Here is a 24,582-nt window from a genome sequence, read left to right as displayed (position 1 = left end):
CCCTTAAATTTGTTTTACTAACAGTGTACAAAAATAAAAATTATAAAAAGAGAAACAGTGATGAATTTTACATAACTTTTACATATATACACAGTTCTTTACAATTGGAGTAAATCCTCTACAATTGCTCCGTCTGTTTCACCTAAGTGTAAACCGAGTAGTCTAGCGATAGTTGGACCTTCATCAATAAGTCTCATATACGGGACGGTAACGCCACTTTTTATTCCTTTCCCAGCAGCGATAAAAATTGTTTCATAGTTAGGTTTTGTTGGAGAGTATCCATGCGTACCAAATGTATATTTTTTACTAGGCGTAACATCTTTTTCAGTAATTTCTTTTATAAAATCTCCTGTATAGTTTTCAGTGAAATAATACCCTTCTCGTGCTTCTAACATGAATAAACAATTACCGTCTGCACCGCAGTCTTTGGCAGCTTCATCATGAAGTATAAATTCAATTCCGTTTTGTTTATTTTGAAGTAGTTCTTCAAGGAGTAGTTGTACCTCCCGAATTGTATCCGTATCATTTTTGTCCTTTACATATACATAGGCAGAGCCGTCGCAACTTTGGCAATAGGCTTTCCAGTCTACTAATTTTCCTTTTTTATTAAGAGATATAAGTCCTCTTTGATGGAATAGCACATTTAATTGGATGGATTTGTTTTCACTTAAAGCGCTATGATCACCAAGGGCAATAATTGTACTTTCTTCGTATAGGTCACTTTCTTTTAGTGCTTGAATAATTTTCCCTAGACGTCCGTCGTGCCTCTGGATAGCAGCTATTGTTTCGTTAGATTCAAAGCCGTCATAGTGTCTTTGTGTGTCTAGATCGGTGAAATGTACGAACATGACATTAGGCTTTTTCGTCTGGATTGTATGCACAGCAGAGGCGAGGACGAAATCATCCAGCTCTGGTTGTGATAAACCATTTCTTATATGGCCGAAACGACGATTTAAATCTAATTGATATAGCGGGCTACCGCTAAATAAGGAAACTAACACTTGATTTTGCCAAGGTCTATTTGGAAAAATTTCTGGTAAATTGTAATCGATGTTCGCTCTTCCAGTAACAGGCCATAGAAGGGCAGCTGTCGTTAAATTTGCTTTGCGCGCTTCATCATACAATGTTGTTCCTTTTATTGATTTTCGATACCAATGCCAATCAGGTGATTCACGCCCTGGTTGAAGTAACGTATTGCTAACAACACCGTGCTTGTTAGGGTAATTACCAGTTACGATTGTTGAGTGGCTTGGATATGTTACAGAAGGATAAATTGGTTCTACTTTTTCGACAATCGTGCCCTTTTTTATTAGAGATTGGAAATGAGGTAGTTTTTGTAGTATAGGAAAATCTAAAGCTGATAAACAGTCGAATGATAAAATAATGACGTGGTTTGTTAATGCTTTATCCATAAAGTTCCCTCCTGATTATATAAAACCTATTATTATATATTACTATTAATACCTAGTAATAAAAATATATTTTTAGGTGAAAATTTATTATTTATTTTCAGAAAAATTAAACATATAATTAAGTATAAGGGAATCTATGGAAGGAGGAAACACTATGGATTGGTTAGATGGATTTGGTATCTTTTACATCATTGGCGGAATCACAATTATCCTTGTATTTGCTATTTCATATTTACTAAAGAAACGGTTTCCAGACAAACAGTTTGATATTATATTTGCACTTAGTTTAATACTTCTTTGTTTAGCGTCCTTTCCTGTTACAATGATGGTCATTGGTGGGTGGGAAGGAATGGGATATGGATTTATTGGTTTCTTCGTCCTACTTGGTACACTTATCGGTATGATTGCACATCAACTTGTGAAAATTACGCGGAAAAGCTACGTATAAAACTGCAAAAAATGAAAAGAATATATAAAAATAAGAAAATTAGCTATTGTTTAAAAAAAGAATTTGTATTATGATAATCAACAAATTTATTTCGTTATAACGATGAAAAAGGATTAGTACATGTTCAACCTTTTTAGCAGAGAGAGAATCCGTCAGGCTGAAAGATTCTTAAAAAGGTAATATGGAACCTGCCTTTGAGTTCTGCATATGCAGCGGGAATTTCCCGTTATCAAAAAGAGAGCATGCGCAATTTTTGTGCATGAATCAGGGTGGTAACGCCGGCAAAGCTCGGTCCCTATTTAGGGATGCGGGCTTTTTTGTATTTTCTAGAAGGAGGAAGACTGACTATGGCAAAAGAACAAGTGCAAGCCATTACGAAGATGGAAGAGGACTTTGCGCAGTGGTATACCGATATTGTAAAAAAAGCCGAACTTGTTGATTATTCAAGTGTAAAAGGGTGCATGATTTTACGTCCGTATGGTTATGCCTTATGGGAGAATATGCAGAAGGTGATGGATGAGAAGTTAAAAGGAACTGGCCATGAAAATGTATATATGCCAATGTTTATCCCAGAGAGTTTATTGCAAAAAGAGAAGGATCATGTTGAAGGATTTGCTCCTGAAGTAGCATGGGTTACGCATGGTGGAGATGAAAAGTTAGCGGAAAGACTTTGTGTACGTCCTACATCTGAAACTTTATTCTGTGAGCACTTTTCAAAAATTGTGCAATCCTATAATGATTTGCCAAAGTTATATAATCAGTGGTGTTCAGTAGTTCGTTGGGAGAAGACAACTAGGCCGTTCCTTCGTACGACTGAATTTTTATGGCAAGAGGGTCATACAATCCATGAAACGGCAGAAGAATCGCAGGCTGAAACATTAAATATTTTAAACTTATATGCTTCTTTCTGTGAGGATTATTTAGCAATACCAGTTATTAAAGGACAAAAAACAGAAAAAGAGAAGTTTGCTGGAGCAAAGGCAACTTATACAATTGAAAGTTTAATGCATGATGGAAAAGCACTTCAAACAGGAACCTCTCATAACTTTGGGACGAATTTCTCAGAAGCATTTGATATTAAGTTTTTAGATCGTAACGGTAAGTGGCAATATGTGCACCAAACATCTTGGGGTGTATCAACAAGAATGATAGGCGGGCTAATAATGGTTCATAGTGATAATAATGGACTTGTAATGCCACCAAAAGTCGCTCCAGTGCAAGTTGTTATTGTACCAATTGCTCAGCATAAAGAAGGAGTTTTAGCAAAAGCAACAGAGTTACAAGCACATATTCAAAAGGTTGCACGAGTAAAAATAGATGCTAGTAATAAAACACCAGGCTGGAAATTTAATGAGTATGAAATGAAGGGGATTCCAATTCGATTAGAAGTTGGCCCTAAAGATATTGAAAAGAAACAAGTTGTACTTGTAAGAAGAGATACGAAGGAAAAAGAGTTTGTACCAATGGATCAATTAGAAGAACGTATTCCAGCATTACTTGAAGAAATTCATATTTCTTTATTTAATAAAGCAAAAGTATTTCGTGATGAAAATACGTATGTTGCGACAAATTTCGAAGAGATGAAAAAAATAGCTGACGAAAAACAAGGATTTATTAAGGCAATGTGGTGCGGAGAATTAACTTGTGAAGAGAAACTAAAAGAAGAAGTTGGAGTATCTTCACGTTGTATGCCTTTTGAGCAAGAGCATTTAGCTGAAGAATGTATTTGTTGTGGTAAAGACGCTAAACAAATGGTGTATTGGGGAAAAGCGTATTAATACTTTTTCTGATAGGTGATAAAAAGGACTTTGGACTGCATAATAAAATGCAATCCAAAGTCCTTTTTAGTTTTATACATTATTTCATGTGTTATTTAGATGGAAGAATGTTGTTCTTATTTTACGTTTTTACGGCGAATAAATAGTAACATACCGATTAGGAATGTTGAAAGTCCCATTAAAATAGATGTAGGATAATGTGTTGCTGTATTCGGTAATTTATCACCTTGTTTTTTCGTATTATCTTTTACATTACCACCTTGAGAACCGTTGCCACCCTGAGAATTACTATCGCCTTTAACACGGTTGCCACCTTGAGAGCCACTGCCATCAGAACCGCTACCACTAGAACCATTGTCACCAGAGCCATTGCCACCAGAACCATTGTCACCAGAGCCATTGCCACCAGAGCTATTGCTACCAGAACCGTTGCCACCAGAGCTATTGCCACCAGAACCGTTGTCACCAGAGCCACTGCCACCAGAACCGTTACCACCAGAACCATTGCTACCAGAGCCACTGCCACCAGAACCACTGCCACCAGAGCCGTTACCACCAGAGCCGCTGCTATCAGAACCATTGCCGCCAGAGCCACTGCCGCCAGAACCGTTGCCACCAGAGCCGTTACCACCAGAGCCGCTGCTATCAGAACCATTGCCGCCAGAACCACTATCGTCCTGAGAACCACCGTTTCCTGGTGGTTTATTATTATCTTTCGAGTTACCTTCTACTAAATGATCGTTATTTTGTACAATTGCGTTTATTGCTGGAGAGAAGTTTTCTGTTGCTGCATTACCGATATTTAAACCGCTAAAAAAAGATAAAGAGAGTGTTGAGGCTAAAATGAAGATTTTCGTCATGGTTTTCCTCCTAAGAAATTAATATTCCATCTAAAATACATCCCTTTGTAATATTTCTTAGGAAAAAGAGTTTTATACAAAAAAAACTATATATAGAAAAAGGTGGAGTATTTCTAAAGAGAGAAAAGAGTTAGTGTAAATTTTTTATAATAAGTAGAGCGTGGGGAGTTTCAGACTCATTACAATAGAGGAAGTGACAGCAGATGAAAGAATATATTGCATTTGATGTTGGTGGTACACAAATTAAATATGGGATTGTTTCAGAAACAGGAACAGTACGAAAGCATCAAACAGTTCCAACAGAAATTCATTTAGGTGGAGAACAAATTATTCAAAAACTTATATATGTATCCAAAAAAATAATGAATGAACATACTATTGTAGGAATTGGTATTAGCACTGCGGGAATTGTTGATATTAACAAAGGAATTGTGACGGGAGGTGCGGATCATATTCCGGGATATAGTACTATTCCTATTATTGATAGATTGCAAGAGATATTAAAAGTTTCAGTATCGATTGACAATGATGTGAATTGTGCAGCGTTTGGAGAAAAATGGAATGGTAGTGGAAGAGAGAAAGAGAATTTTATTATGCTCACCCTCGGAACAGGGATTGGGGGAGCGATTTTTATAGATGGAGAATTGTACCGAGGAAATTCATTTAGTGCTGGTGAATGGGGGAATATGTTAATAGAAGGAAAAACGTTTGAAGAGGTTGCCTCGATTTCAGGATTAATTCGTCTTGTCAGAAAGTATAAAGGCAAAGGTGAGTGGAATGGGAGAACAATTTTTGAGTTGTATGATAAAGGAGATAGAGAAGTTGCTCAAGCAGTTGGGATTTTCTTTAGACATTTGGCAATCGGAATTAGTAATCTTGCTTATATTTTCAATCCAGAAACGATTATTATTGGTGGAGGAATTACCGATAGAGGAAATAAGTTTTTAAAAGAAGTAAAAGAAGAGGTCAGTAAATACTTAAATCAAGAGATTTATAATAATTGTGAGATTGAACTTGCACAAAACGGTAATTGTGCAGGAATGATTGGTGCTATTTACCACTTCTTACATCATCATAAGTAAATTATATGAATGTTTTCATATAACTGAGAATTTATCCTTTTTATCGCTAGGTAAATAATGCTACAATATAAGAGAAGAATACAATATTTTCCGATTTGGAAAATACTTTGTAGAGAGGGAGAAACTTCATGCCTATTATTTTAGAAAAAGGTCAAAAGATCGATTTAACGAAAGGACAACCAAAAGTAGCAAAACTACAGGTTGGCTTAGGCTGGGATCCAATTGGGCAATCAGGTGGATTTCTGTCTTCATTATTTGGAAGTAAACCAAATGTAGATTGTGATGCATCTGTTGTTATGTTAGAAGGAGATCGTTTTTTAAACAAAAATGATTTAGTTTACTTCGGAAATAAACTTTCTACTTGTGGTAGTATTATTCATTCAGGAGATAATTTAACAGGCGAAGGCGCTGGTGATGACGAAACAATTTTCGTAGAATTACATAAAGTTCCGAGCCGTATTAATCGTTTAGTATTCGTTGTAAATATTTATGACTGTGTAAATCGTCGTCAAGATTTCGGGATGATTCGTAATGCATATATTCGTATTCAAAATCCGCAAACTGGTGAAGAATTAGCGCGCTATAATTTATCGGATAATTATGCTGGCAAAACGACTCTAATTGCAGGTGAAATGTATCGTCACGGAAGTGAATGGAAATTCTCAGCAGTTGGAGAAGGAACACAAGATAAAAACTTAAGTGAGATTGTATCACGTTATCAATAAAATAAACCGAGGAGGAATTGTATATGGCATCAATTTCATTGAAAAAAGGACAAAAGGTAGACTTAACAAAAACGAATCCAGGTCTTTCAAAAGTTCTTGTAGGACTTGGTTGGGATACGAATCGTTATGATGGACAAAATGATTTCGATTTAGATGTTAGTATTTTCTTAGTAGGTGCTAACGGTAAAGTTTCAGGTGCAGAGGATTTCGTCTTCTATAATAACCCAAAAGGTGCGAATGGTGCTGTCGAGCATTTAGGAGATAACCGAACTGGCGAAGGTGAAGGCGATGACGAATCGATTAAAGTAGATTTAAAAAATGTACCTGCACATATCGAACGTATTTGCTTCACAATCACAATTTACGATGGAGAAGGACGCAGCCAAAACTTCGGACAAGTTTCTAACTCTTTCGTACGTATTTTAGATGAAGAAAAGAATGCAGAATTAATTCGTTACGATTTAGGAGAAGATTTCTCTATTGAAACAGCGGTAGTAGTAGGTGAACTATACCGTCATGCAGGTGAATGGAAGTTCAATGCAATCGGAAGTGGATTCCAAGGTGGATTAGCGTCTCTATGTAATAATTTCGGTTTAGATGTAGAGTAATAGATTGATATATCCATCGATAAAACAGATGTTTACTGATGGATATATTTTTTAAGATTAAAATATAGAGGTGAATATAAATGGTTATTCAATTGCAAAAAGGACAGAAGATTGATTTAGGTAAGACAAGCCCTGGTTTAACAAAAGCAGTAATTGGTCTTGGGTGGGATATTAAATCTTACGACGGTGGATCAGATTTCGATTTAGATGCATCAGCATTCCTATTAGATGCGAACGGAAAATGTACGAAGGAAACTGATTTTATCTTCTATAATAATTTACAGTCTCCTTGTGGATCTGTTCTACATACAGGAGATAACCGCACAGGTGAAGGTGAAGGTGACGATGAGCAACTTGTTGTAGATTTGAAGAAAGTTCCAGCAGATGTGCACAAAATTGCTATTACAGTTACGATTTATGATGCAGAAGGCCGTAGTCAAAACTTTGGACAAGTAGGAAATGCGTTCGTTCGTTTAGCGAATGAAGAAACGAATGAAGAAGTTCTTCGTTTTGATTTAGGGGAAGATTTCTCCATCGAAACAGCAGTTGTCTTTTGTGAATTATACCGTCATAATGGACAGTGGAAGTTTAATGCAGTAGGAAGTGGATTCCAAGGTGGTTTAGGTGCGCTTGTAAGAGCGTATGGCTTGGATGCATAGAAAGGAAACGACATTCGTTTCCTTTTTTTGACCTTTCTATAAATCTAGCAAAGAATAGGGGATATAGGTAAGATGAGTATTTTGCAAGGAATCCTTGATACGTATGCTCAGTTTTTTGACTTGGACATGTGGATTAAAGTGTTGCAGGATCCAGTATCTTGGGGATTAATTGGTACACTTGTTGTACTTGAAGGGTTGTTATCTGCTGATAACGCACTTGTATTAGCAGTAATGGTAAAACACCTTCCGGAAGAGAAACGTAAAAAAGCATTATTCTATGGACTTATTGGAGCTTATGTATTCCGCTTTATTGCGATTGGAATCGGAATGTTCTTAATTAAATTATGGTGGGTAAAACTTCTTGGTGCACTTTACCTTGCTTGGTTATCAGTAAAATACTTTATTGATAAGCGTAAAGGTGCAAGTGAAGAAGACGAAGCTCACGGTATGAATCAAAATAGTATTCTCTTTAGAATGTTCGGTGTCTTCTGGGGAACAGTTGCGATGGTTGAATTAATGGATATCGCGTTCTCTGTAGATAGCGTACTTGCTGCATTTGGTGTATCTAATGAAGTTTGGATTCTATTATTAGGCGGAATGCTCGGTATTTTAATGATGCGTGGTATCGCTGGTGTATTCTTAAAATTGTTAGAGCGTATTCCAGAGCTTGAAACAACAGCATATATTTTAATCTTAATTATCGCATCGAAAATGCTATTGTCTCTAATTGATATTCATATTAGTCATACACTGTTCTTCATTATTTTAGTTGTAGCATTTGGAGCAACGTTTATAATTCACTACATGAAGAATTCTGGACAAGCTAAAGAAGAAGTTGCAGCTACTAAAGAAGACAATAAATAATTGAAATGGGTTTGCTCGTTTTGCGAGCGCCCATTTTTTATAACCAAAAATAGTTTATAATATAAGAAGGACTTAGAAAAAACGTAAATGTTTTTGGAGGTGAACTGTTGTGTTTTCACGTTTTACACTTCAACCATATGCATTAAAAGATGAATCAGATTTAAAGCAATTTGAAACGCTTTTAGAAAAACGCCCACAATATGAGCTGACAGAGAATGAGATGAAATTTAGTTATATAGCATGTCGAATCCTTGGCGTTCCTAATGATGTAGATGAATATTTTAATGAACTGTTTGATTATAGTGAAGCGAAAGGAATCGAGGTTTTACACGAACAAAATTTAAACAAAGTGATTGATTCAGAAAAGCTTCGTCATATTCAAGAAGTGTTCGGATTACATCAAGAAGCACCCAATGGTCTGACAGTAAATAGGTTAGTTGCACACTTATCTGGGAAACAACTTTTACCGAAAGTAGACAATCCTGATTTACAGCATTACATACATACGACGTTTATTTCACTATTGAAATTATATGAGAAGCAACATAATCAGTCGTTAAAGACAGAAGGCTTCCGTCGTTTCTTAATCGACATAATTAAACTAAGTGAAAATTACGTAGCGAAGTGGTTTTCTACGATTAATTATAAGAAACAAATGCCGCGTATCGTTTGGTATGGTGATGCACAGGAAAGCCGTATATATTTCTTATATTTTCTTATTATGCTCGGTTGTGATGTGCTTTATTATCACCCCGAAGGAAAAGATGGATTTGAAAATATTGATGAAGAGGGAAGAACTTTTGTTGTATCTCATTCAAGTCGCATTTCGCTTGAACCGTTCCCTGATCGTCGACGTGAGCGTGTTGCAACAGTAGCATATCAAGCTTCGAAAGAAATTGAACAAGTACTTCACCACGATAATTCACTATTATATAAACCGTGGCAATTCCGTTCGTATACACCTGTAGCACGTACGTTAAAAACGACATATGATGAACTCTTTTTAATTACGAAAGAAAAGGCATTTGTACGTCCAACATTCTTTGTTGAAAATAAACATATTTATATCCCTTCTTTATTTGCGAAAATATCAGGTGTTTCAAAGAATGATAAAGAATATTTTCAACGATTAAAGGCTGTTACATCATTTGATAATAGTTTACTAATTAATACATTCCCATTTACGAAAGAGCAAAAAGCAAACTTCCAATATCATTATCGAGATGCATTGGACCGAGCTGGGAAATTACATCCTGATTTAATTATGAATAGCCATTGGTGGCCGCATAAGCGTTTACCGGAAGGTTTACAACATGGGATTGCAGAGGCGATTATCCATACGTGCGAAAGTGAAATGTGTAAACCAATTGCAAAAGAGACGAAACAAGATGTAGCGCTATATGTTTTCGCACAACTTTCTCAAATACCACCGAATATTTTAGAACAGCTTGAGAAATTTGATTATTCACAAGATGTACCAAAAATTGTTATATTTAATAATGAGAAGAGTGGAGAATTAACTCGTTCTGACGCTGTTTTATTACTATTTTTAAATCAAATAGGAGTAGATGTATTCCACTTCAATCCAACAGGAAGAAACGATATTGAACCGTATGTTGAAGCGGGAGCATTTGATTCTCATTGGCTTGAAGAAGTTAATTTCGATCTTGAGTTTCATGGTTCATCAGCCTATAAAAATTTATCACAAACAATAAAAGGACTATTTCGTCCATTTTTATAAGGAAAGGGAGAATACCATATGAATAACCCAGTCGTACTAGATTCGAAAACTGAATTGAATGAGCAAACCGCACAAGATGTTCGCTTGCAACTTAGACAAGATGCAGATGTGCAACGTATTTATAATGCAGTAGATATTAAAGACCAACTGGAATTAATTGAACTTGGAAAAGAACCTTCTATGGAAATTTCACGTTTTGCTGATCAAATTTTACATACAATGTCATTATCAAAAATAGAAGATTCTGGTGAATTGTTAAAGCAACTTGGTAAAATTATGGACAGATTTGATAGTAAAGACTTTGCGGAAGAGAAAAGTGGTTTCTTCTCACGTATGTTCAAAAAAGCGGATAAAATGATTGAACAAATCTTTAGCAAGTATCAAACGATGGGCCGTGAAATTGATAAAGTGTATGTCGAAATTACGAAGTATCAAGATGAAATGAAAAAATCAATTGGTACGTTAGATGGTTTATATGAGCAAAACTTAAAATATTATTTAGACTTAGAAAAATACGTAGTAGCAGGAGAAATGTTGTTAGAGCGTTTAAATACAGAGTTAGTTCCGATGTATGAAGAGCGCGTGCGTAATAATGATCAATTAGCAGGTATTGAATTAGAGTCGCTTAAAAACTCGGTTGAAATTTTAGAGCAACGTATTGATGATTTAGAAAAAGCTCGTATGGTTGCGTTACTTACAGCACCACAAATTCGTATGATTCAACGTGGTAATAATAAATTAATTGGTAAAATCAATACAGCATTTATTACGACGATTCCTATCTTTAAAAATGGTATCATTCAAGCGGTAAATGCCAAACGTCAAAAGCTTGTTGCAGATTCTATGGCTGAACTTGATCGCCGTACAAATGAATTACTTAAGAAAAATGCACAAAATATCGCAACGCAAAGTGTAGAAGTAGCGAGATTATCGGGTTCTTCTAGTATTAAGATGGAAACACTTGAGGAAACTTGGAACATTATTTCAAGAGGTATGCAAGAAACACAACAAATTGAAGAGCAAAACAAACGTGAGCGTGAAGAAAGCCGTAAGCGTATGGCTACATTAACAGAGAATATCAAAAAAGAATTACAAGGGTAAATGAAAAGGCAATGAGGAATAGTCCTCATTGCCTTTTAGTTTTTCTTCACTAATTTAATGATTTCATTCACAACAAGCGGAATGATACTTAATAAGAGAACAAATCCCCAATCTCGCATCGTTAATGCATGTACACCGAATATATTTGCAAGGGGCGGGATGGAGATGATACAAACTTGCATAAGAACACCGATAAGGAGGGAGAAGACTAAATATTTATTTGTAAAGATCCCAATTGAAAAAATCGATTTTGTTCTTGAACGCAAGTTAAATGAATGAACGAGCTGAGAAAAACTAAGAACGACAAATGCCATCGTTTGAGCATGTAATAGAGCATCGTCATCAATTTGCTCTGGGAAAAGAGGGAATAAATTTGTATCTCCAGTATAGAATTTTGCTCCGGCGATAAAAGCTATTAGCGTTAAAAGTCCAATGACAACTCCATTGAAAATTAGGAAAGGAACGCTGCCGCTAAATAAGCTTTCTTTCGCATGTCGTGGTTTTTCCTTCATCACATCTGGGTCTTCAGGATCAACCCCAAGTGATAATGCAGGCAGTGTATCTGTAATTAAATTCACCCACAAAATGTGAATAGGTCGTAGTGGTGTCGCCCAGCCGAGTAAAATGGCTAAAAATAAAGCGATAATTTCTCCGAAGTTACAAGAGAGTAGGAAGAGAATTGATTTTTTTATGTTGCGATAAATATTTCTACCTTCTTCAACGGCTTTCACGATAGATGAGAAATTATCATCTGTTAACACGACATCTGCTGCCCCTTTTGCAACGTCTGTTCCTGTAATGCCCATCGCTACGCCAACATCAGCTTGCTTTAAAGATGGTGCATCATTGACACCATCACCAGTCATAGAAACGATATTTCCTTTTGCGCGTAATGCCTTTACAATTTTCACTTTATGCTCTGGAGAGACTCTAGCGAATACATTTAAATGATTAATTTTGTTAGCTAGTTCTGTATCAGAAATGTTATCTAATTCAGTTCCAATCATAATTTCCGATATTTCTTCAGCAATGCCAAGTTCTTTGGCAATTGCAAAGGCGGTATCTTTATGGTCACCAGTAATCATAACTGTGCGAATACCGGCTTTTTTACATTCTTTAATTGAATCTTTCACTTCAGTTCGTGGTGGATCAATCATACCGACAAGACCAATAAAGATAAGATTTTCTTCAAGATGATTTATATCCACATCGTTTGAATCGTATTGTTTAAATGCGAATGAAAGTACTCTTAAAGCTTCTTGAGACATTGATCCGGCAGCTTCTAATATTTGATTTTTATCAGAATCAGTTAAAATCTCGATTTTGCCGTTTTTAAAAATATGGGTACATCGAGGTAAGAGTTTATCAATAGCGCCTTTCGTCATGCTATAGTAACTTTCATTGTACATATGTACGGTTGACATCATTTTACGATCTGAATCAAAAGGTACTTCGTTAACACGTTCATGTATTTTTTCTAAATGATCTTTTTGCATGTTAAAAGTGGTTCCAGCAACGAGAAGTGCAATTTCAGTCGGGTCTCCCGTTTGTGATTCGTTATTGTAAGACGCATCATTACATAGCACCATATTTTCTAACAATAGACGTTGCGCATCATTATTTACATTTAAACTTTCTAAGCGATCGTATGTGTTATCACTATAAAAGTGAGTAACGGTCATTTTATTTTGCGTTAACGTACCTGTTTTATCTGAACAAATAATTGTGACAGAACCGAGGGCTTCAACAGCTGGTAGTTTCCGAATGATAACGTTTTGTTTAATCATACGTTGCACACCAATTGCAAGAACGATGGAAACGATAGCTGGCAAGCCTTCTGGAATAGCTGCAACAGCTAAACTAATAGCAGTCATAAACATTTCTAATGTATCCCGGCCTTGTAAAAAACCGATGAGAAACATAACGATACAAATAGCTACAGCGACAAAGCCTAAATATTTTCCAACTTGTGCTAAGCTTTTTTGAAGTGGTGTCATATCATCGTCTGCTTCATGTAAAAGGGTAGCAATCTTACCAATTTGTGAGTTCATCCCAGTTTCAACAGCAACACCGACGCCTCTTCCGTATGTTACAAGAGTAGACATAAATGCCATGTTTTTTTGGTCGCCGAGTGGTACTTGCTCATCACTTTGCATGGAAGGGTGGTAGATTGCATCTTTATCAACAGGGACAGATTCACCAGTTAGAGCAGATTCTTCAACTTTTAAATTTGCGGTTTCGATAAGGCGTAAATCGCATGGGATATATCGTCCGGCGTCGAGCATAACGATATCCCCTGGAACGACGTGCTCAGATGGAATTTCTTTTAGTTCACCATTTCTCTTGACGATAGCTTTAGGTGTTGCCATCTTTTTCAATGCCTCTAAAGCTTGTTCTGCTTTCGATTCTTGGACAACACCGATAACAGCATTTAAAACTACAACGAGCGCGATAATACTGGCATCCGCCCATTCACCTACAAAGGCAGAAATAAGGGCAGCAATAATAAGGACATATACGAGGACGTCATTAATTTGGGCGAAAATACGCTGCCATAAAGTGCGTTTTTGTTTTGTAGCTAATTCATTAGAACCGTATTGCTTTAAACGTTCACTTACAATCTCATCTGTTAAACCGTGTTGTTCGTTTGTTTCTAGGTCAATTAATGTTTGATTTTTCGTCTTACTGTACCAATTGCTCATAAGTAAGCACCTCCAGTAAAAACAGTTAGCAATGGTAGTGTTGCTATTATTTGTGAGTAGTATGTATGGAGAAAAAATCTAAGATGAGGTTCTACTTCTATTGTACAATATTTTACAGTTGGTTGAGGGAAAGAGATGAGTTGTCATGAATTTGTTGGAAATAAAAAAGAGCCTCATATAAGAGAGGCTTTTTTACTTTTTAATTAATGTACCTAATTCTTCTGTAATAGCTTGCATTTCACTAATGCTGAATGTTTCACGTTTCATAACATGATCATAAATGTCACGTAAATCTTCGTACATTTCTTCGTTAAAACTAGCAGCTCTCATCGCTCCAGCATTAACCATACGTAATTTTTCTTTAATAGCTTCGACCATATATTCAACGTTTTCTTCTGACTTTACGGATAAATCCACCGAAGTGTCCCCCTTTAAAATAACATAAGGCTATCTTAACATTTTTTATCATTTTCGTTAATGAATCTTTTCAATCCCATTAAATTAGTAGGGATTTCCTTTATATTCACTAATTGGTTGTTTATACTATAAGTATATATAAACAAATGCACCAAGAAAGGAAGAAACAAAAATATGGTTCAAGTATTGTTTGTTTGTCTTGGGAACATTTGCCGTTCTCCGATGGCAGAAGCGATTTTTCGAGATCTTGTCGTAAAAGAGGGACTTAAAGAGAAAATTGTCATTGATTCTGCAGGAACTGGAGATTGGCATGTTGGCCATCCGCCACATAAAGGAACACAAAAAATTTTAAAAGAAAATGCAGTCACTTTTGAAGGAATTAAAGCAAGGCAAGTAGAAAAAGAAGACTTAACAAAGTTTGATTATATTATTGCCATGGACAACAAGAATATAGCAGATTTAAAAAGTTTAGGTAAAACTGGAGGCTATATTGGTAGGCTGTCCGACTTTGTTCCAGACGGTGGCTGGACAGACGTTCCTGACCCTTACTATACAGGGAATTTCCAAGAAGTATATGACCTTGTAACAGAAGGGTGTGCAAAGCTATTAGCTTTCATTCGAAATGAACAAGGAATATGAGGAAGCTTAGAAAGAAATACTTTCTAACATAAGAAATGAAAGGGTGAAGGAATATGGCAAAGAAAAATAATATTGCTCGAAACATTGCGATTGGTGTAGCGGCAGGTGTAGCTGTATCCATGTTAAAGAAAGAAAACCGTGAAAAAGTAAAAAATACAGCAGAAAAAGCAAAAACAAAGATGATTGAAATTGGTGAAAATGCAAAGATCAAAGAAAAAGTGCAAACTGTTACAGATAAAGGACGCGAACTTGCTGATTTCAATGTGGTAAAAGCGAAAGTAGCAGAAATTAAAAAATTAACGCCATCTGTTGTAGAGACGTTAAAAGAAACGAAAGAAATTTTTAGTAAGAAAAAAGTTGAGCCAGAAGAAAAGCCAGAAACGATTGAAATTCAAGCTGTATCTCCAAAGGTAGATGAGCTAAAAGCAGAAGAAGAGCCAGTAGTTGCTGAAGATGGTGGTATGAAAGAAGCGCGTGAATTATTTATGAAAGACTCAAATGCAGTGGAAAAAAAAACTGAAGCGTACATTGAGTTAAAGCAAGATAAAGAAGAGAAGAAAAGCGTTTAAACATATATGAGAAAAATTTTAGAAAAGGTGAGAAGAAATCGTACTTATTCGTTTGGTAAAGATTTATATGACCGGACGATGCGCGATGATGTAGCGGGCTTGGCAGCACAGCTCGCTTATTTCTTCTTGCTTGCGATTTTTCCTGGGCTCGTTTTCTTAATTACGCTTCTTGGATTTATTCCCATTCAAACAGAGGATGTGCTTAGTTTATTAGAGGTTTATGTACCAGATGATGCAATGAACTTAATTGAGGTAAATGTAGATAAAGTTGTAAACCAGCAAAATGGTGGTTTATTATCATTTGGTTTATTATCCATGTTATGGTTTGCCTCAAATGGTGTTAATGCGGTTATGAATGCTTTTAACCGCGCTTATGACGTGAAAGAAACACGTTCTTTTATTACAACAAGAGCGTTATCAATTGTGTTTACATTAGCTATTATTTTTATGATTGTCTTTGCGTTAATTGTTCCGGTATTCGGACAAGTTATTGGAGCAGCAGTGTTTAAAGCACTCGGTTTATCAGATAGTTTTTCTTTCGTATGGAGCATTACACGATTAGTAGCGAGTTTCTTCGTGCTATTTGCTTTGTTTAGTTTCTTATATACATTTGCCCCAGATCGAAAGTTAAAAAGAAGAGAAGTTATTTCAGGGGCGTTATTTGCTACTGTAGGATGGATTGTGGTATCGTACTCATTTGCTTATTATGTAGATAAGTTTGCGAATTACGCCAATACATATGGTGGTCTCGGTGGTATTATTATTTTAATGTTATGGTTTTACTTAACTGGATGGGTAATTTTACTTGGCGGTGAAATTAATGGTTTACTCCACCATTATAGAACGGGTGACAATAATTCCCGTAATGAAAAATGACCTCTTGTTCCATAATAATAGGGAATAGGGGGGATATTTCATGAGTAATAATAAAAAGAATCACAACAATAAAAATAACAATAAACAAAAGAGCAGTTCGCATCCTAAGCATAAAACGAGTAGTAGTGCGAACGGACATAATAGCTACCATTAAAAAAAACGGGTCCTCTATGAGGGACCCGTTTTTTTTAATGGGCAGTAAGACCCCCACCTCAAAATTCAGCGAAAGCAAAGAAGTTAGGTGGGGGTCGGGCTACCCATAAAAGTCCGATTGGTGAGGGCTGATAATCAGTGGGTGATGAAGAAAACCCCCACTGATTAAAGTTTCACTTTATTTGCTTCCTTTTAATAATCGTAAGCCATTCAAAATGACAAGAATCGTACTTCCTTCATGGCCAATAACACCGAATGGAAGAGCTAAAAATTGCAAGAAGTTTGAACAAATTAGCATGGCAATAACGGCTAGCGAAAAGATTACGTTTTGCTTCACAATACGGTTCATTCGTTTTGATAGACGGATCGCTTGAGAAAGACGAGATAGTTCGTTTTTCATCAGTACAACATCCGCAGTTTCTAAAGCTACATCTGTTCCTTCTCCCATTGCGACACCAATGCTAGCAGTAGCTAGTGCAGGTGCATCATTTATACCGTCTCCGACCATTGCTACTGTACCGTATTTTTCTTTTAACTTTTTAATCGTTTCAACTTTTGTTTCTGGTAAACATGATGCGTAATATTCTTTTATATTACTTTCAGAGGCAATAGCTTTTGCCGTCTCTTCATTATCGCCAGTAATCATAATTGCTTCGACACCAATGCTTTGCAATTCACGAATAGCAACTATTGTTTCTTGGCGAAGCGTATCTTTTAAAGCGATAAGTCCAAGAATGCCTCCTTCATCACTAATATAAACGACAGTTTTACCTTCCTTTTCAAGTGAGGCAGAAATACCATTATGAAATGTTTTGGTTTCTTCACCGATAAAATCAGCTTTACCTATTTTATAAGCAGTGTTTTCCAATATTCCTTTTAGCCCAAAACCAGTTACATCTTCAACCTTTTCTGGTTTTTTTAATGTAATGTCGTACGCATGTTGTGCATATTTAACAATAGATTCAGCTAAAGGATGTGTAGAGTGACTTTCAATGGATGCTGTAATAGAAAGTACTTCTTTTTCTGTTATATTTTCTCGAACATATACATCTGTTACGGTAGGTTTACCTTCCGTTAATGTACCTGTTTTATCAAAGGCGATTGCTTTTACTGAAGCGAGACGTTCTAAATGTACGCCACCTTTAAAGAGAATCCCATTTCTCGCTCCGTTAGAAATTGCAGATAACGTTGCTGGTGTAATGGCAGCAACGAGTGCACAAGGAGATGCGACTACAAGTAAGATCATAGCGCGATAAAACGTTTCATTCCAGCTCCAGTCAAGTAAGAAATGAGGAACGAACATCATAAGCGCAACAACGAGTAGTACACCTTTTACGTATGTTCCTTCAAACTTTTCGATGAATAGTTGTGATGGTGATTTTTCACTTTGTGCACTTTGGACGAGACGGATAATCTTTTGGAATAATGTTTGATCGCTCGGCTTCGTAATTTTAACTTCGATAGCACCACGTAAATTTACAGTACCGGCAAATACTTCATCGCCATGTCTTTTCTCATTTGGAATAGGTTCTCCTGTGATTGCTGCCTCATCGATATTTGTTTCACCGTTATGAATTGTACCGTCAGCAGGAACACGTTCACCTGGTTTAATTAAAATAATGTCGTTAATTTGTAACTCTCCAACAGGAACACGTTCCTCAGTTCCGGTGGAAATACGTAATGCTTCTTCAGGTTGTAAGTCAAGAAGAGCGGAAATTTCTTTTTGGCTCTTACTTAACGTATAAGATTCCATAGCACCGCTGAGCGCAAAGATGAAGATTAAAATAGCCCCTTCTGCCCAATAGCCAATAATTGCAGCACCAATAGCTGCAAAGAGCATTAGCATTTCAACATTTAGCTCTTTTTCTTCAATCGTATCTTCAATTCCTTCTTTCGCTTTTGCATATCCACCAACTATATAAGCAAGGATATAGCAAGTAATACCTACATTCATTGCATCGTTCTTTGTGAATAACCAACCAACTAAAATAAAAATACCAGATGCTACTGCAAATACAAGTTCATAATGTTTTTTTAATGTGTCCCATAGAGAGGGATGAGAAATTGTTTCTTTTGCGTGTAACGTTTTTACTTCTGAGTTCATTACTACTCGCTCCTTCCGAATTCTTATTGAGAAAAATAATCAAAATCGAAACCCCTATAAAACGACGAAAGCTGCCATCCATAATGGATAGCAGCATTTCTGTTGAATCTGTTTTTAATAGTTATTATGTTGTAATTATTCTATAGTATATCATATGTTTTTATGAGATGGTACGGTTTTGTTTCAAGTATAAACGGAAAACTTGTGTTTTCGCAATTCCTCTGGTATATATGAATATTGTTCATAAAAGATCGGAAAGGAAGATAACAAGTGAAGACAGAGAAATTTTTTACCCATCCGATTGGCGTATTTATTGCTGCGATAGTAGCAACTTTTTTATGGGGAAGCGCATTTCCTTTTATTAAATTAAGTTATGTTGAACTTGGAATTCAACCACAAGAAGTTGGAGAGCAAATATTATTTGCCGGTTATCGTTTCCTTTTATCTGGAGTCATGCTCTTATTATTCTTTAAAATGTTAGGAAAAGATATGAGCTTCAAAAAAGGAACGGGGAAACAGTTAATACAAATTGGTTTATTCCAAACGTTTCTTCAATATATCTGTTTTTATATTGGAATGAGTTATAGTTCGGGAATTGAAGGAGCTATCATTTCAGGGACATCATCATTCTTTCAAATTTTACTCGCCCATTTTTTATATAAAGATGATGCCCTCAATATGAGAAAAATAATTGGGGTATCGATTGGTTTTTGTGGCGTCATTTTAGTAAATGTGCCGAGTGATGGTAGCTTATCATTTCATTTTGGAATCGGAAGCTTGTTACTTCTTAGTGCAGCAATGCTGTATTCATATGGAAACATATTAGCAAAAGAAGGTAGTAAAACATTAGATGTTGGCTATATGACAGCATACCAAATGATGTTTGGTTCTATAGGATTATTATGTATAGGGGCTTTACAAGTTGGAGTAATGCCATTTACATTTAGTCTACATGCACTACTTATGCTGATTTATTTATCTTTCTTATCTGCAGCTGGTTTTTGCATTTGGAATACAATTATGAAATACAACAAGGTTGGAAAAGTATCTATGTATATGTTCTTTATACCCGTATTTGGTGTATTATTATCGAGCATGATTTTAGGTGAAGCAATTCATTCATTTGTGCTATTCGGTTTAGCGTGTGTAGCCGCGGGAATTATTGTGGTAAATCGAACGCCAGCTAAGCAAAAAATGGAGCAAGAAAAACAAGTGGCATAGAGAGCAGAAAAGCGATTACAATGGAAGAACAGTACTGTTCTTCTTTTTTTTTGTAGAAAAAGGATAATAGACTAAGTGTAACGAAAAAAGATACAAAAAGCATTTATTGAGGAGAACATATTATGAATCTACTTTACGTGTTGTTAATTGGGCAAATACTTCTTTTTTTAATTGGTGCAATTTATGCAATACGGCAGACAAAAAGAACAAAAGATAATATGCCGTTACCTTTAGCAATCCGTCTTATTCTTAGTTTTTCTTTAACAGGTAGTGCAATTTGGATATGGGTACAAGATCCATCTGTAGAGTATAGTACGTGGGTTGCACTTGGTATGACTTTATCCACTGTGGGAGATTTGTTTATGGCTGGGCTGATTCCAATTGGTCACAGGTTAATTGGTGGGATGGTTACTTTCGCTCTTGCTCATTGTTTTTATGTAAAAGCATTTTTGCAAACAGGAATTTCGTGGAATGGTTTTTGGATTGGCTTACTCGTATATGGGCTCTTTCTAATTGTAGGATGGTTCTTCTTTATCCGAAATGATAAACAGGATAAATTGTTTACGATAGGAGCTCTAATTTACGGATTGTGGGTTGGAGGAATGGCTTGCTTTGCATTCGCCTTATATTATGAAAATACAGGAATATGGTGGATACCAGCGTTTGGTGGTTTACTGTTTGTGATTTCTGATTTCATTATTGGCGTGACAGATATCGGAGGGCGTAAATTGAAGTATGAGCCACTTTGGATTTGGTTTACATATGTAGCTGCTCAAATGTGTATTGTATATGTGGGATTATAAAAAGATACTCTCAAAATAGTGGATAGACTATTTTGAGAGTATCTTTTTTGCTTGTTTAATTTGATCAGTATTATTATTTTAAAATTTATAATTTTACAATTAATAATTTTGTAGAAAATCATCAGTTGTATTATTTATAATAAAAGTAAAAAGATGATGAGATGGTGAAATGATGCAAAAGAAAAAACGTTGGCGTGAATTCTTTGGAACTATTGCAATTGCATGTTTATTGGTGTTTTTGGCGAAAATTTTTGTGTTTTTCCCTACGACTGTAAAAGGAGCATCTATGAGGCCAACGTTGAAAGATGGAGATAAGGTGATTGTTAATAAGTTAGCAAAACAATTTGAAAGCTATGGGAGAGAAGACATTATTGTTGTGAAAACAGATAATTTTTATGTCAAAAGAGTGATTGGATTGCCTGGAGATATAATTGAGATGAGAAATGATCAATTATATGTAAATTCTGAAGTGGAAGATGAAGAGTATTTGGATAGTAATAAAAAACAAGCAGAAAAAAAACTTATGAATTTAACAGAGGACTTTGGACCGATTACAGTTCCTAAAAATAAGATTTTTGTTATGGGAGATAATCGCTTAATAAGTAAAGATAGTAGAAATGGTTTAGGTTTTATTGATAGAGAAGATGTGTTAGGAAAGTTAGCAGGCGTTTATTATCCGTTTGAACATATGAAAATAATAAAGTAAAAAAACCAAGCAAATTTTAGTTTGCTTGGTTTTTTTGTTAAACAGTAGGAGATTCGTTAGATACAAAGGTATCTTCATATTTCTTTGTAGTACTTAAAACGAATTTATGTTGTAGCAATTGTAGTTTAAATAACGCCAAAGGATCATGATATGTTTCTGGATTGCTTCTTAGCGTTGCTAATGTTTGCTCGTCTTCCTTTATCTCAAGTTGAGCTGCATCTACATTTTGTTTCAATATGTTAAGTGGATCTTTGAAGAACATCATGATATCACGTTCTAATGCACCTTCAAATACTTCAAATTGAAGGAAGAATTGTTTTGAAATTGTGTGAGCAATTTCTGTATAGTCTTCTGTTTCAATATATTGTTTATATTTGTTGGCGAGCATAGATTGGTTTTTTTGCATATTACCAAATAATTTTCCGGCACTTTTTAAGAAAAACTGTGTCGGTGTAAAGCGTAATAAAATATTGATGTTCGTTACTGTAATTCGATTTGTCATTCGTACAACATCTCGATTCCAATCATCTAATAATTTGAAATCGCAAGGAAGTTTCATACGTTCTTCTTTATATAATTTATTAAATGTTTCACTCATTTCATCTAAATAAGCTTGAGCTTGAATAAATTCATTATGTGCTGTTTCAATCCATTCTTGAATAGAACCAGTAAATTTAGGAAGAAGTACCTGTTGTACATGCTTTTGAACTCGTTCATTCATTGCAGCATTTAATTCTTCATGAACTAGTTTGAAATCACTATCTTCTTGAACAAGATCAGAGCAGCTCTGTAATAATTCAGGAATTTGAGAATGTATATCTCGTGTAATTTCTTCTTTCATTAAAAGATAGGATTCGGTAATAGAGCGAATTTTATCTTTTTCAAGAGCAGTAAGGTTATTAATAAATCCAGTAAGTTTCACTGAGATGTGTTTATTCCAGCGTACGGATTTTACTAATGTATTTTCTAATTCCACACGTTCATTTATGAGATAAGCAATTGTCTTTTGCGTAAACCATATTAGCTTTTCTATACGTTCTTTTTCTATATCGCGTTTTGCAAGATTAGAGAGAATAGATTCTGTTACATCTCCAAGTTGCTGGCTACTCTCTTGCGAAGGAGAGTATGGGAAGAATTGTGCATCTGGAAAATGTGCTTTAAGTTTATTAATTAGTTTTTCATTAGTAGTCGTATTATTTGTATGTAATACGAAGTGAATTTGTAAGTTTGGTACTTGTTCACGTAAATAAATTAACGTATCAATTTCTTCACTATGCAATGGTGAAGAAGAATTTAATACGTAAACAAGGCTATCTGCTGCTTGTAAGTATTCAAAGTATGCATTGTTTTTATCCAATTGTTCTTGAATGGATGGTGTAATAAGAAATGTAAACTTATTTTTTCTTAAAAACCTACTTGGTAGCTTAATTTCTATACATTTTTTCTCAAGTTCTGACTGAGCAGATGTAGACGTTATTTGATGGAATTCATCAAGGTTAGAGATATTTCGTATATCTAACTCGGTAAATTCTGTAATTTCAGTTTGACTAGCGTCTTTAAATAGAATAGGAGTTGTTAAAGTTTCAGTTAAGATGTTCTCTCCCAATATTGAATTAACAAATGATGTTTTATCATGGTCGCTAGTTCCAGCTATTAGTAGTGGTGTGACATTTAAATCACATAGTTCATGGACGAGTAGCGTAAATTGATGACTTAAATCTACATCATTTTTCTCAGCCCATACAGCGATTGTTTCGAATAAATGAGAAACTGTTTCCATATTTACATCTGCTTCAGCTGATGTATTAGAAAGTAAGGAACCAGCACTTTTTACAAGTAATGATTCTAAAGTTGTAGGTGAGACTTCATTCCATGCTAACACTGCTGCAGAGACAACTAGAGAATCTTTTGCTTTTGTTAAACTGAACCAATTTGTTAATAAATTTGGTACAAGTCCGTTTAATTCATGCATAAAGTGATTTCCGGTAATTAATGCAAAGTATGTTTCTTGATAGCGAGTACAAATTTCATTCCAATCGTCATTATTGTCTGTTTCAATATGCAAGAATAAATGATTAATACTTTGAATCCAAGGAAGGTATAAGGATTCATGTTGATAGCTATTCCAAAGAGCAATAACAAGTTCTTTAAATTGGGCTTGATCAACAGCATATAGAGCTTTTAAAGACTCATAGAAATATTCAGGCTTAATATTTTTTGTAAATCCTTTGTTTATGTAATTTATTAACGTATCAAACCAGTGTAAAGATTGTGTTCGAATACCTTCTTGAACAGCTAGTTCGATAGCGTTGTTCCAATCTTCTTGTTTTTCATAGAAAGAACGTGCAATTGCAGTAATATTTGGGTAATCCGGTTGGAATGCAACAGCTTCACTAATCGTCTTAAAAGCGAGTCCTAAACGATCTTGTTCGATATAAAGAGAAAGAAGTTGTAAGGAAACCTCCATCGTAAGAGTTGTATCTTCCGTTTGAATAGATTGATAAATTTCTTCTGCCTTTGATAAGAATCCTAGTTCAAAATAAGCATCTGCAATATTTTTTGTCGCCCAAAGTGCAAGAGCATTATTTACTTTTTCCCATTTAAATATAGCTGCTTCAAAATCTTTATTTTGATAATAAAATTCACCTTGAGCAAATCGAATATTAGAAATGTTGGAGAATTCATTTTTAGATTCATTTATATATGCTTCACCGAGTACTTCCGATGCAGGAGTAGAAGTTTCTTCTGTTAAAAATGTTTTATAGTAAACTTTTTGAATAAATTGATTTTCAATGGTCATGTTCGTTCCCCCCTGTATAATTTAGAAAAATGATGTTGTATGTAAAAGGGTGTATGTTCTTTTAATAGGTAGAAGTTGCATTATATAGACCAAACTATGTTTTTGCTAGATATATCATTTTTCTTGAGAGTTAAACCGTTGCGAAAAGTAACTTTCCTTTATTGTAACAAAAAAACACGCATATGAATTTTTATTTTTTATCGGGTCATTTGCGTGCAGTAAGAATCTAATCTCAAAATTGGTGAATGTAAGTGAGTTATGTGGGAGTCGGGATGTCTGTAGAAGCAAGATTGGCATAGGTTAATAATTAGTAG

General features: G+C 35.2%; 21 protein-coding genes and 1 other annotated feature. Of the genes, 15 read left to right on the top strand and 6 right to left on the bottom strand.

The genetic code is table 11. From position 1 onward, the window contains the following. Window positions 1-98: 98 nt before the first annotated feature. A complete protein-coding gene (locus ACTFRH_RS22730) occupies window positions 99-1,412 on the bottom strand; it encodes an alkaline phosphatase family protein (protein ID WP_000356405.1) in 1,314 nt (437 codons plus the stop codon). A gap of 154 nt (window positions 1,413-1,566) precedes the next feature. Between ACTFRH_RS22730 and ACTFRH_RS22725 the strand changes: the two genes are divergently transcribed. Together ACTFRH_RS22725 and proS are read left to right on the top strand one after the other, a co-directional pair. Beyond that, entirely contained in the window at window positions 1,567-1,860 is a 294-nt protein-coding gene (locus ACTFRH_RS22725; RefSeq protein WP_000383853.1) for a YesK-like family protein, read from the top strand. A gap of 93 nt (window positions 1,861-1,953) precedes the next feature. Continuing rightward, window positions 1,954-2,160, top strand: a binding site (T-box leader). Between the two features lie 47 nt (window positions 2,161-2,207). Next, the gene (gene proS / locus ACTFRH_RS22720) at window positions 2,208-3,638 is read left to right on the top strand and encodes a proline--tRNA ligase (RefSeq protein ID WP_001040993.1); all 1,431 of its coding nucleotides are present in this window, start codon (window positions 2,208-2,210) and stop codon (window positions 3,636-3,638) included. 116 nt (window positions 3,639-3,754) lie between these two features. On the opposite strand, the gene ACTFRH_RS22715 is transcribed toward proS, so the two are convergent. Continuing rightward, complete coding sequence (locus ACTFRH_RS22715; RefSeq protein WP_440049327.1) at window positions 3,755-4,498, bottom strand: LPXTG cell wall anchor domain-containing protein; 744 nt, start codon at window positions 4,496-4,498, stop codon at window positions 3,755-3,757. A 203-nt stretch (window positions 4,499-4,701) separates the two neighbouring features. Between ACTFRH_RS22715 and ACTFRH_RS22710 the strand changes: the two genes are divergently transcribed. The 7 genes from ACTFRH_RS22710 (at window position 4,702) to ACTFRH_RS22680 (ending at window position 11,278) form a co-directional block, all read left to right on the top strand. After that, window positions 4,702-5,580: an ROK family protein gene (locus ACTFRH_RS22710; protein WP_000666141.1), complete on the top strand. Its 879-nt coding sequence runs from the start codon at window positions 4,702-4,704 to the stop codon at window positions 5,578-5,580. 128 nt (window positions 5,581-5,708) lie between these two features. After that, on the top strand, window positions 5,709-6,305 hold the full coding sequence (locus ACTFRH_RS22705) for a TerD family protein (protein WP_001121586.1): 597 nt from the start codon (window positions 5,709-5,711) through the stop codon (window positions 6,303-6,305). Window positions 6,306-6,328: 23 nt separating this feature from the next. After that, the gene (locus ACTFRH_RS22700; RefSeq protein ID WP_000146731.1) at window positions 6,329-6,913 is read left to right on the top strand and encodes a TerD family protein; all 585 of its coding nucleotides are present in this window, start codon (window positions 6,329-6,331) and stop codon (window positions 6,911-6,913) included. A gap of 80 nt (window positions 6,914-6,993) precedes the next feature. Then, window positions 6,994-7,572, top strand: coding sequence for a TerD family protein (locus ACTFRH_RS22695; protein ID WP_000236649.1), 579 nt, complete (start codon window positions 6,994-6,996; stop codon window positions 7,570-7,572). 72 nt (window positions 7,573-7,644) lie between these two features. Continuing rightward, window positions 7,645-8,436: a TerC family protein gene (locus tag ACTFRH_RS22690; RefSeq protein ID WP_000025705.1), complete on the top strand. Its 792-nt coding sequence runs from the start codon at window positions 7,645-7,647 to the stop codon at window positions 8,434-8,436. A 109-nt stretch (window positions 8,437-8,545) separates the two neighbouring features. Then, the gene (locus ACTFRH_RS22685) at window positions 8,546-10,177 is read left to right on the top strand and encodes a YceG family protein (RefSeq protein ID WP_000492863.1); all 1,632 of its coding nucleotides are present in this window, start codon (window positions 8,546-8,548) and stop codon (window positions 10,175-10,177) included. Between the two features lie 18 nt (window positions 10,178-10,195). Beyond that, window positions 10,196-11,278 (top strand): toxic anion resistance protein, encoded by a 1,083-nt coding sequence (locus tag ACTFRH_RS22680; protein ID WP_001064413.1) that lies wholly within the window; start codon window positions 10,196-10,198, stop codon window positions 11,276-11,278. 35 nt (window positions 11,279-11,313) lie between these two features. On the opposite strand, the gene ACTFRH_RS22675 is transcribed toward ACTFRH_RS22680, so the two are convergent. After that, complete coding sequence (locus tag ACTFRH_RS22675) at window positions 11,314-13,980, bottom strand: cation-translocating P-type ATPase (protein WP_000073734.1); 2,667 nt, start codon at window positions 13,978-13,980, stop codon at window positions 11,314-11,316. A 192-nt stretch (window positions 13,981-14,172) separates the two neighbouring features. Further along, entirely contained in the window at window positions 14,173-14,397 is a 225-nt protein-coding gene (locus tag ACTFRH_RS22670) for a DUF1128 domain-containing protein (protein WP_000366196.1), read from the bottom strand. A gap of 174 nt (window positions 14,398-14,571) precedes the next feature. Between ACTFRH_RS22670 and ACTFRH_RS22665 the strand changes: the two genes are divergently transcribed. From ACTFRH_RS22665 to ACTFRH_RS22655, 3 genes are read left to right on the top strand one after another with little or no spacing between them, the layout of a single operon-like run. Then, entirely contained in the window at window positions 14,572-15,036 is a 465-nt protein-coding gene (locus ACTFRH_RS22665) for a low molecular weight protein-tyrosine-phosphatase (RefSeq protein ID WP_000250913.1), read from the top strand. 53 nt (window positions 15,037-15,089) lie between these two features. Beyond that, window positions 15,090-15,605 carry a DUF4075 domain-containing protein gene (locus ACTFRH_RS22660; RefSeq protein WP_001085388.1) on the top strand — a complete coding sequence of 172 codons (516 nt, stop codon included), beginning with the start codon at window positions 15,090-15,092 and terminating at the stop codon, window positions 15,603-15,605. Between the two features lie 6 nt (window positions 15,606-15,611). Then, window positions 15,612-16,481 carry a YihY/virulence factor BrkB family protein gene (locus ACTFRH_RS22655; protein WP_001226537.1) on the top strand — a complete coding sequence of 290 codons (870 nt, stop codon included), beginning with the start codon at window positions 15,612-15,614 and terminating at the stop codon, window positions 16,479-16,481. A 331-nt stretch (window positions 16,482-16,812) separates the two neighbouring features. Here the strand turns inward: ACTFRH_RS22655 and ACTFRH_RS22650 are convergent, their stop codons facing one another. After that, window positions 16,813-18,738: a heavy metal translocating P-type ATPase gene (locus ACTFRH_RS22650; protein ID WP_001083757.1), complete on the bottom strand. Its 1,926-nt coding sequence runs from the start codon at window positions 18,736-18,738 to the stop codon at window positions 16,813-16,815. Between the two features lie 270 nt (window positions 18,739-19,008). Here ACTFRH_RS22650 and ACTFRH_RS22645 point away from each other — a divergent pair, with 270 nt between their 5' ends. The 3 genes from ACTFRH_RS22645 to lepB all read left to right on the top strand — a co-directional run bounded on the left by ACTFRH_RS22645 (window position 19,009) and on the right by lepB (window position 21,468). Further along, window positions 19,009-19,959: a DMT family transporter gene (locus ACTFRH_RS22645; protein ID WP_000845712.1), complete on the top strand. Its 951-nt coding sequence runs from the start codon at window positions 19,009-19,011 to the stop codon at window positions 19,957-19,959. A gap of 122 nt (window positions 19,960-20,081) precedes the next feature. Continuing rightward, window positions 20,082-20,762 carry a lysoplasmalogenase gene (locus tag ACTFRH_RS22640; RefSeq protein WP_001051069.1) on the top strand — a complete coding sequence of 227 codons (681 nt, stop codon included), beginning with the start codon at window positions 20,082-20,084 and terminating at the stop codon, window positions 20,760-20,762. A gap of 169 nt (window positions 20,763-20,931) precedes the next feature. Next, window positions 20,932-21,468, top strand: coding sequence for a signal peptidase I (gene lepB / locus ACTFRH_RS22635; RefSeq protein ID WP_002163834.1), 537 nt, complete (start codon window positions 20,932-20,934; stop codon window positions 21,466-21,468). 37 nt (window positions 21,469-21,505) lie between these two features. Here the strand turns inward: lepB and ACTFRH_RS22630 are convergent, their stop codons facing one another. Beyond that, window positions 21,506-24,268 (bottom strand): tetratricopeptide repeat protein, encoded by a 2,763-nt coding sequence (locus ACTFRH_RS22630; protein WP_000151422.1) that lies wholly within the window; start codon window positions 24,266-24,268, stop codon window positions 21,506-21,508. Between the last annotated feature and the right edge of the window lie 314 nt (window positions 24,269-24,582).

This window comes from Bacillus cereus group sp. MYBK216-1 (assembly GCF_051916495.1).
Taxonomy (GTDB): Bacteria; Bacillota; Bacilli; order Bacillales; family Bacillaceae_G; genus Bacillus_A; species Bacillus_A thuringiensis_K.
Note: the sequence above shows the minus strand (reverse complement) of the source record. Positions and strands in the feature narration are given on the sequence as shown.

What these genes read in the sequence shown, in the direction of transcription:
- ACTFRH_RS22730 (WP_000356405.1), bottom strand. Translation starts at nt 1,412, where the DNA reads ATGGATAAAGCATTAACAAACCACGTCATTATTTTATCATTCGACTGT.
- ACTFRH_RS22725 (WP_000383853.1), top strand. Translation starts at nt 1,567, where the DNA reads ATGGATTGGTTAGATGGATTTGGTATCTTTTACATCATTGGCGGAATC.
- proS (WP_001040993.1), top strand. Translation starts at nt 2,208, where the DNA reads ATGGCAAAAGAACAAGTGCAAGCCATTACGAAGATGGAAGAGGACTTT.
- ACTFRH_RS22715 (WP_440049327.1), bottom strand. Translation starts at nt 4,498, where the DNA reads ATGACGAAAATCTTCATTTTAGCCTCAACACTCTCTTTATCTTTTTTT.
- ACTFRH_RS22710 (WP_000666141.1), top strand. Translation starts at nt 4,702, where the DNA reads ATGAAAGAATATATTGCATTTGATGTTGGTGGTACACAAATTAAATAT.
- ACTFRH_RS22705 (WP_001121586.1), top strand. Translation starts at nt 5,709, where the DNA reads ATGCCTATTATTTTAGAAAAAGGTCAAAAGATCGATTTAACGAAAGGA.
- ACTFRH_RS22700 (WP_000146731.1), top strand. Translation starts at nt 6,329, where the DNA reads ATGGCATCAATTTCATTGAAAAAAGGACAAAAGGTAGACTTAACAAAA.
- ACTFRH_RS22695 (WP_000236649.1), top strand. Translation starts at nt 6,994, where the DNA reads ATGGTTATTCAATTGCAAAAAGGACAGAAGATTGATTTAGGTAAGACA.
- ACTFRH_RS22690 (WP_000025705.1), top strand. Translation starts at nt 7,645, where the DNA reads ATGAGTATTTTGCAAGGAATCCTTGATACGTATGCTCAGTTTTTTGAC.
- ACTFRH_RS22680 (WP_001064413.1), top strand. Translation starts at nt 10,196, where the DNA reads ATGAATAACCCAGTCGTACTAGATTCGAAAACTGAATTGAATGAGCAA.
- ACTFRH_RS22675 (WP_000073734.1), bottom strand. Translation starts at nt 13,980, where the DNA reads ATGAGCAATTGGTACAGTAAGACGAAAAATCAAACATTAATTGACCTA.
- ACTFRH_RS22665 (WP_000250913.1), top strand. Translation starts at nt 14,572, where the DNA reads ATGGTTCAAGTATTGTTTGTTTGTCTTGGGAACATTTGCCGTTCTCCG.
- ACTFRH_RS22660 (WP_001085388.1), top strand. Translation starts at nt 15,090, where the DNA reads ATGGCAAAGAAAAATAATATTGCTCGAAACATTGCGATTGGTGTAGCG.
- ACTFRH_RS22655 (WP_001226537.1), top strand. Translation starts at nt 15,612, where the DNA reads ATGAGAAAAATTTTAGAAAAGGTGAGAAGAAATCGTACTTATTCGTTT.
- ACTFRH_RS22650 (WP_001083757.1), bottom strand. Translation starts at nt 18,738, where the DNA reads ATGAACTCAGAAGTAAAAACGTTACACGCAAAAGAAACAATTTCTCAT.
- ACTFRH_RS22640 (WP_001051069.1), top strand. Translation starts at nt 20,082, where the DNA reads ATGAATCTACTTTACGTGTTGTTAATTGGGCAAATACTTCTTTTTTTA.
- lepB (WP_002163834.1), top strand. Translation starts at nt 20,932, where the DNA reads ATGATGCAAAAGAAAAAACGTTGGCGTGAATTCTTTGGAACTATTGCA.
- ACTFRH_RS22630 (WP_000151422.1), bottom strand. Translation starts at nt 24,268, where the DNA reads ATGACCATTGAAAATCAATTTATTCAAAAAGTTTACTATAAAACATTT.